Annotated in this window: 6 protein-coding genes, 1 tRNA gene and 1 pseudogene; 3 read left to right on the top strand and 5 right to left on the bottom strand. The window is 60.8% G+C overall.

What is annotated here, in order from left to right:
- The 3 genes and pseudogenes from PMI34_RS26465 to PMI34_RS26475 all read left to right on the top strand — a co-directional run.
- A pseudogene (locus PMI34_RS26465) lies at positions 1-243 on the top strand (L-seryl-tRNA(Sec) selenium transferase); the annotation flags it as partial.
- Positions 240-2,153, top strand: coding sequence for a selenocysteine-specific translation elongation factor (gene selB / locus PMI34_RS26470; RefSeq protein ID WP_008045493.1), 1,914 nt, complete (start codon positions 240-242; stop codon positions 2,151-2,153). The pseudogene PMI34_RS26465 and the gene selB, both read left to right, overlap by 4 nt.
- Before the next feature lie 6 nt (positions 2,154-2,159).
- Positions 2,160-2,255, top strand: a tRNA-Sec gene (locus PMI34_RS26475).
- Between the two features lie 118 nt (positions 2,256-2,373).
- On the opposite strand, the gene PMI34_RS0126960 is transcribed toward PMI34_RS26475, so the two are convergent.
- The 5 genes from PMI34_RS0126960 to PMI34_RS26495 form a co-directional block, all read right to left on the bottom strand.
- Entirely contained in the window at positions 2,374-2,664 is a 291-nt protein-coding gene (locus tag PMI34_RS0126960; protein WP_032829304.1) for a type II toxin-antitoxin system RelE/ParE family toxin, read from the bottom strand.
- A complete protein-coding gene (locus PMI34_RS26480; protein ID WP_008045492.1) occupies positions 2,657-2,902 on the bottom strand; it encodes a type II toxin-antitoxin system ParD family antitoxin in 246 nt (81 codons plus the stop codon). The genes PMI34_RS0126960 and PMI34_RS26480 overlap by 8 nt, the downstream gene beginning before the upstream one ends.
- A 148-nt stretch (positions 2,903-3,050) precedes the next feature.
- Positions 3,051-4,370: an OprD family porin gene (locus PMI34_RS26485; protein ID WP_008045490.1), complete on the bottom strand. Its 1,320-nt coding sequence runs from the start codon at positions 4,368-4,370 to the stop codon at positions 3,051-3,053.
- Between the two features lie 66 nt (positions 4,371-4,436).
- The gene (locus tag PMI34_RS26490) at positions 4,437-5,090 is read right to left on the bottom strand and encodes a hydrolase (RefSeq protein WP_008045488.1); all 654 of its coding nucleotides are present in this window, start codon (positions 5,088-5,090) and stop codon (positions 4,437-4,439) included.
- A 276-nt stretch (positions 5,091-5,366) separates the two neighbouring features.
- Positions 5,367-6,857 (bottom strand): DUF1254 domain-containing protein, encoded by a 1,491-nt coding sequence (locus tag PMI34_RS26495; protein WP_008045487.1) that lies wholly within the window; start codon positions 6,855-6,857, stop codon positions 5,367-5,369.
- Between the last annotated feature and the right edge of the window lie 6 nt (positions 6,858-6,863).

Genomic DNA, 6,863 nt, shown 5'->3' with positions numbered 1-6,863 from the left:
GGCAGCGGCAGCCAGCCGGTGGCGCGGCTGGCCAGCGCCGCGCTGTGTCTGCGCCCGTTGACGTCCAAGCGCTTGCGCGGGCGCTCCCTGTTGACGCTGGAAGAAGCCTTTCGCGCCTTGCCGATTGCGGTCCTGGGGCGCATCGACGATGACGCCCTGTGGCTGGACCTGCGGCAACTGGACGACGAACCGGCATGGCTGGCGCAACTCGATCAATTGCAGGTGGAGGGCCTGGCAGGGTGATTGTCGGCACCGCGGGGCACATCGACCATGGCAAGACGGCGCTGCTCCAGGCGTTGACCGGTCAGGCGGGTGACCGGCGCCGCGAAGAGCGTGAGCGCGGCATGACCATCGACCTGGGCTACCTGTATGCCGCGCTGGAGGCGGGTGCACAGTTGACCGGATTCATCGACGTTCCCGGCCATGAGCGCTTCACCCACAACATGCTGGCCGGGGCGCAGGGCGTCGATCTGGTGTTGCTGGTGGTGGCCGCCGATGATGGGGTGATGCCGCAGACCCGCGAGCATCTGGCGATTGTCCAGTTGTTGGGCATCCCCCGGGCATTGGTGGCGATCAGCAAGTGCGACCGGGTCGACAGCGCCCGGGTACAAGACGTGCGCGAGCAGATCCGTACCTTGCTGGCGCCCGGACCCTATGCCGATGCACCGCTGATTGCGTTGTCGAGCGTGACCGGCGAGGGCATCGAAACCCTGCGCCAACAATTGCTGCAAGCCCAGCGTGAAGTACAGCAGCGCAGCACCGACGGTGGTTTTCGCCTGGGGATCGACCGGGCTTTCAGCGTGGCCGGGGCCGGTATCGTGGTGACCGGCACGGCGCTGTCCGGTCAGGTCGCGGTGGGCGATACCTTGCTGCTGGGGCCACAAGGCAAACCGGTGCGCATCCGTGGCCTGCACGCGCAAAACCAGGCCGCCGACCATGCCTTTGCCGGCCAGCGCGTGGCGTTGAACCTGAGTGCCGAACGGCTGGCGCTGGAGCACATCCATCGCGGCCACTGGCTGCTGGCCGAGGGCTTGTACGCGCCTACCCAGCGCATGGATATCGACATGCAGTTGCTTGCCGGCGAACCCCGGGCATTCGAACACTTTCAACCGGTACACGTGCACCTCGGCACCCAGGACATAACCGGGCGCGTCGCCTTGCTGGAAGGCATCAGCCTGGCACCCGGTGGGCGGATGTTTGCGCAACTGCTGCTCAATACACCGGTACATGCGGTGAAGGGCGATCCGCTGATCCTGCGTGACCAGAGTGCCCAACGAACCCTGGGTGGTGGCCGGGTGCTCGATCCGTTTGCACCCGCACGGCAACGCCGCAGCCCCGAACGGTTGGCGCAGTTGGACACGCTGGCGAATTGTGCCGGGCTGGAAGAGGTTTTGCCGGCATTGCTGGCCCATAGCGACACCGGGATCGATCCTCAGCGCCTGGAGCGGCAATTCAACCGACCGCGCAACAGTTGGGTGTTGCCCGCTGACGTGCGCCTGATCAATACCCGTCAAGGCCCATTGTTGTTCAATGCAAGTCGCTGGGAGTCCTTGAAAGCACCTTTAGTGGACCAGCTCGCGCGTTTCCATCAACTCGAACCGGATCAGATGGGGCCGGACCGGGATCGCCTGCGCCGATTCACCGGCAGCACGCTGGAACGCCCGACATTCATCAGCTTGCTCGACGAGTTGTTGGCCTGCGGCGACATCGCCAGCAGCGGCCCGTGGTTGCATCTGCCCGGGCATCAGGTGCGCTTGAGCGAGGAGGACGAGGGCCTGTGGCTACAATTGCAGCCGCTGTTCGACGCGGCGCAGTTCAATCCACCCTGGGTACGTGATCTGGGACATGACGAAGCCACCGTCCGCGCATTGCTACGCAAAATGGCGCGTCTGGGTTTGATGCATCAAGTGGTGCACGACCTGTTTTACACCGACGGCATGATTCGCCGATTGGCGGCTATGCTGTTGCAACTGGCGGACGCGAACCCGGTGATCCAGGTGGCGGCGTTTCGTGATGCGGTGGGTCTGGGTCGCAAGCGCAGTATCCAGATACTGGAGTACTTCGACCGCATCGGCCTGACCCGGCGCTTTGGAGATCGACGGCAGATTCGCCTGGACAGTGCGTTGGCACAGTGCACTGATTCAGATGCATGACTTCAAGGAAGGCAATCGCGCCCGGTGGCGCGGCCGGGCTTCAAACCCGGTTGGGGACGGCATCCGTTCCCGGGCAGGTTCGACTCCGGCTGCCTTCCGCCAATCAACCTCAAACCTTCTGACTCAACCCAACCCTCTGTGGGAGCGAGCTTGCTCGCGATGGCAGTTGCTCGAAGCAATACATTCGTCCAGTTTTTACACGGGGTTGCGAAATGGATCGTCAGAGATTGCGCTGCGCTTCCATCCGATCATGAAGGACCCTGATGATCGCAATTCCGTACGCGGTGATTCGAAAATAGATCATGTGCCGCTCCACACTGCAGCGCCGATAACCAGGGCGGATATTGTCGCAGGCCGGCGCCTTTTTTGGGCGCTCGGCCAATTGCGCAAATGCTGAGGTAAGGATGTCAATGTAGCGATTGGCCTGATCCAGGCCCCACTGGCGAGCGGTATAACTCCAGATTGCCTCAAGGTCACCCTCTGCGGCAGGCGTTAGACGATATTCAGCCATGCGCGGTCAACATTCGCTGTTTGAATGCAACTGGATCGAATGGGCGAGGTTTTCCACTTGATTCACCTTCCCGAAGGGCGGCACGGATCGTTTCGAGTTCAGCGCTGCGCTCCTGTTCACGACGGATCAGATCGCGAATGTATTCGCTGTCGTTGGTGTAATGGCCCGCTTCTATCTGGGCTTTGATCCAGTTGTCTTGCTGGTCAGTCACAGTGATGGTTTTTCGTACGGTTCCCATGATTGGGCCTCCACGGAGATGGTCGACTGCGTGCAACCTATCATACTATTGGTGCGGTATCGAGCAAGCGGGCCGCTATTGCGATCCATCCAATCCGAACAGAATTTGCGGCTTTGCGGCAAGCCCGAATCATTGCCGAATGCTTTCCTCAGAACCCCAGCGGGTACTGAATCACTACATATACCCGGTCTATATCATCACCCGCCTGCGCCTCATTGGCCCGGTGCGAAACGTGCGACACCTGCACCGACAGGTCCTTCGCGGCACCCGTTTGGACGATGTACTTCAAATCAATGTCCCGCTCCCAGTGCTTGCCCCCATCACCTTGTTGCGGCGTGAAGGTGCCGGTCGCCGGGTCGAACGGGTTGTAGGCTCCGCCTTGTGGTGCATGGGTGCCGTCGATCTGGTCGCCGGTAACGTAACGGGTCATGAACTTCAGGCCGGGTATCCCGAACGTAGCCAGGTCCAGGTCGTAGCGGGCTTGCCAGGAGCGTTCGTGGGCGCCGTTGAAGTCGGCGTACTTGATCGAGTTGGCGAGGTAGATGGAGTCGCCACCGACGAAATCGAACGGCGTATCACCATCGACTTTCTGGTACGCCAAGGTGAACCCATGGGCGCCGATCGTGTATCTGCCGGACAGGCTGTACGCCGTGTTATCAATGGCACCGGCCAGCGCCTGGCCAGTGTCCCGGGTGTGATAGAGGTTGGCGTCGAGGAACACTTCGGACTGCTTGAAGTGCAGGTTGCCGTAGTACTGGTGCCAGGTGTCGGTCAGATCCGAGGCATACAGGGCGCCGCCAACCGGGCTTTGGGTGAACAGATCGGCGCCGACAAACGAAATGCCGCCGGCCTCGGTGTTGGCGCCATAGCCGAAAAAGTTGCCCTTGCCTGAAGCACTGTCCTGATTCTTGAATGCCGTGAAGTGGCCGGCTTGCAGGTTCATGCCGGCGATTTCGCGGCTGTCGAGCAGAAAACCGGTGGCGTACTCCGGTTGCAAGCGTTTGTCCGCGGTGTCGAATACCGGGCTTTCGACCTCCATTTCACCAAACGCCAGGGTGGTGTTCGAAGCCTTGAGCTTGATCGCGCCGCCACCGCTGGAGTAGTTGCTTTGGCTACGACCTTCACTGTCCACCGGCAGCAATCCGGTCCCGGAGTGGCCCTTGCCGCCATCGAGTTTCAATCCAAGAAAGGCATGGGCATCGAGGCCGAAGCCTACGGCACCCGGCGTGAAGCCGGATTCAAAAGCGCCGATAAAGCCTTGAGCCCATTCGGCTTTGTAGCTCTTGCCGGTCGGCGAGGGGGACCGATAGTCACTGTTCAGATAAAAGTTGCGGCTGAGTACGCCAAGCGTCGCACCGTTCAGGAAGCCTTCCACGTCTTGAGACGATTCATCGGCCAGTGCGTGGGTGGCCAACAGGTAGAGGCACAGGGCAAGGGCCGCCCTGAAATCTTGCGGGGAATGGATCATCAATGGGTCACCGCAGGGGCAGCGACTGCGTCGGGACTGCGCAGTCGCTGGTTTTTTCAACGGACCTTAATGGCCTTCGGACGCACCAAACATTGTCTTGGCGTAGATCAGGCCCAGACCGTAGGCACCACCGTTGGCAATCGAGGTTTTCACCGTTTCGTCGTAGGTCTCGCTGCGGGCCCAGTCACGTTGCAGTTCCAGCAGGTATTGCAACGAAGTCATCGGCCGGGCGCCGATCTGGATCATGCGCTGCATGGCCATTTCATGGGCCTCGGTGCTGACGTCGCCGCAGGCGTCGGCAATCACATACACCTCGAAACCCTGATCAACCGCCGACAACGCCGGGCCTACGATGCAAACCGACGTCCACAGACCGGCAAGGACAATCTTCTGCTTGCCGATGGCGTTGACCTCCACGGCGATGCGCTCGTCTTCCCAGGTGTTCATGCTGGTGCGGTCGATGACGTTGTGTTCCGGGAACACGGCTTTGATTTCGTCGAAGATCGGCCCGGAAAAACTCTTCTCGGCGACGGTGGTGAGAATGGTCGAGACCTTGAAGCCACGGGCTGCCTTGGCCACCAGTGCGGCGTTGTTGCGCAGGGTCACAGCATCGATCGACTTGGTCGCGAAGGACATCTGCGACTGGTGGTCGATCATGATCAGGGTGTGGTCGGTCGGGGTCAGCAGGGTTTTGCCGGGTACTGCCTTTGCAATGGCCATGACATTGTCCTTACGGGGAGTTAGTGAGGTGGTCATGGTCGCGTAGATCGGGTCGAGAATATTGAATCGGTGTGCTGTCCTTGATGACACCGAGGCGGGGCGGGAAGCCAACCGTCGTGTCGATATTCGTCTGGTACCGGAAAAGGGTGCCTGTCTGTCGTCGACCTGAGGTTTGCTTCGGGAGCGGATGCCGGGGGCCGATATACCCTGTGTTTGCCATGCCGCCAAAACGAAATGAGCGCCACTGGGGCGCTCATTTGTTCACGGGACTATGGGTTACTGCTTGTGCAAATCGCCGGGTTTCCAGGCCTTGTCGAAAAACGCCTTGGTCGGGCCATAAAGGCGCAGGATCACGAAGAAGCCTTTGCCCGGCAGGGTGCGAATCCAGTTCTTGCCTTCACCCGGTGAATCCGGCCCAAAGTGCACGTCAATCGAACCGTCGGCATTCACCAGTGGCTTGTCCATGGCGTTCAACGACGGGAACGGCTGGCCGTTGTCCACGCCCGAGGCGGTGATCGAGTCGTACACGGTTACCGACCAGAACAACGCCGCCGGAATGCCCTTGGGCAGGTTCAGTGTGTAGGCGTTACTGCCCGACAGGAACTCGCCCTTGGCGTCGACGAAGGTGGCCGGGTACTTGGCGCCGACGTTCTCCATGTTCACCGCCATGCCCGGGCTGGCCGAGTAGGCATTGGTGAAGAAACCGGTGCGTGGGTCGATGTAGTTGAAGGTGTCGGCAGTGAAGGTGGCGTTGCCCGGGAAGACGTTCAGCCACTTGCGGTCCGGGTACCAGGTGCCGTTGGCGACTATGGTTTGCGGGGTGTAGGAAGTGGCGTGGCCCATTTTGCTCGCGGTCTTCGCGGCCTTGTCGAGCAGGTCGCGGGTCGCCGTATCCGGCTGGAACGGCTTGCCCTTTATGATGCCCAAGGCGGCGAGCATGCCGCGCATTTCCATGTCCTGCGGGTCGACGTATTCATGGTCGATAAATCGCGAAAGCATGTCAAACGCGCTGCCATCGGTGGGGTAGAGCATGTTGATCGGGGTTTTCGAGGCGTTGGGGAACTCCATCTTCTTAGCCGTGGCTTCTTTGCCCAGCGGATAGATGCGCGTCTGCTCCATGAGCTTGACCGGTGCTTCCAGCTGTTTCGGGTCCTTGAAGAAACCGCGCCAGAACACAAACACGTTATAGGTGCGTGAACGGTAGGTCAGGTAGCCCGCAGGCACGTCACCCTTGTAATCCGGTGGCAGCACCAGGTACTTGGCGCCCTTGCCTTGGTCCGGGCCGGGCAGGCCGACATCGCCGCACCACTGACGACCTTCGATCTGGCCTTCGGAGCAGATCGGCCGCTGGAAGAAGTCGTCGAGAATGCCCTGCATGCCCGGCGGCACTTCAATCACCATCGGGCCGTCCTGCTTCAGATCCAGATAGCCCATGGCGTAGATCACGTCGGAGTTCGGCGTAGTCACCAAGGTCTTGGCGTTGAGCCGGTCTTTCCAGATCGGCAACACGTTGTAGCCGGCGCCGAAGGTTTTTTCCGAGCCTTCCTTCATGGCGTACATGTTCAATGCCGGCAGTGCCCAGATGTAGGACTGCACGGCGCGCTGGAACAGCAACTCGTTCTTGAGTTGGGCCACGCCTTCCGGGGTTGGATAACCGCCAACGAAGGGCAGGTCGGCCAGTTGTTCATAATGCGTGGCTGCCTGGGCGCCGAGGCTGACCGAAACGGCCAATGCCAGTGCGGTCAGCGTTTTGCTGGCTGCGTTCATCGTAGA

Source organism: Pseudomonas sp. GM74 (assembly GCF_000282455.1).
Lineage (GTDB): Bacteria > Pseudomonadota > Gammaproteobacteria > Pseudomonadales > Pseudomonadaceae > Aquipseudomonas.
Note: the sequence above shows the minus strand (reverse complement) of the source record. Positions and strands in the feature narration are given on the sequence as shown.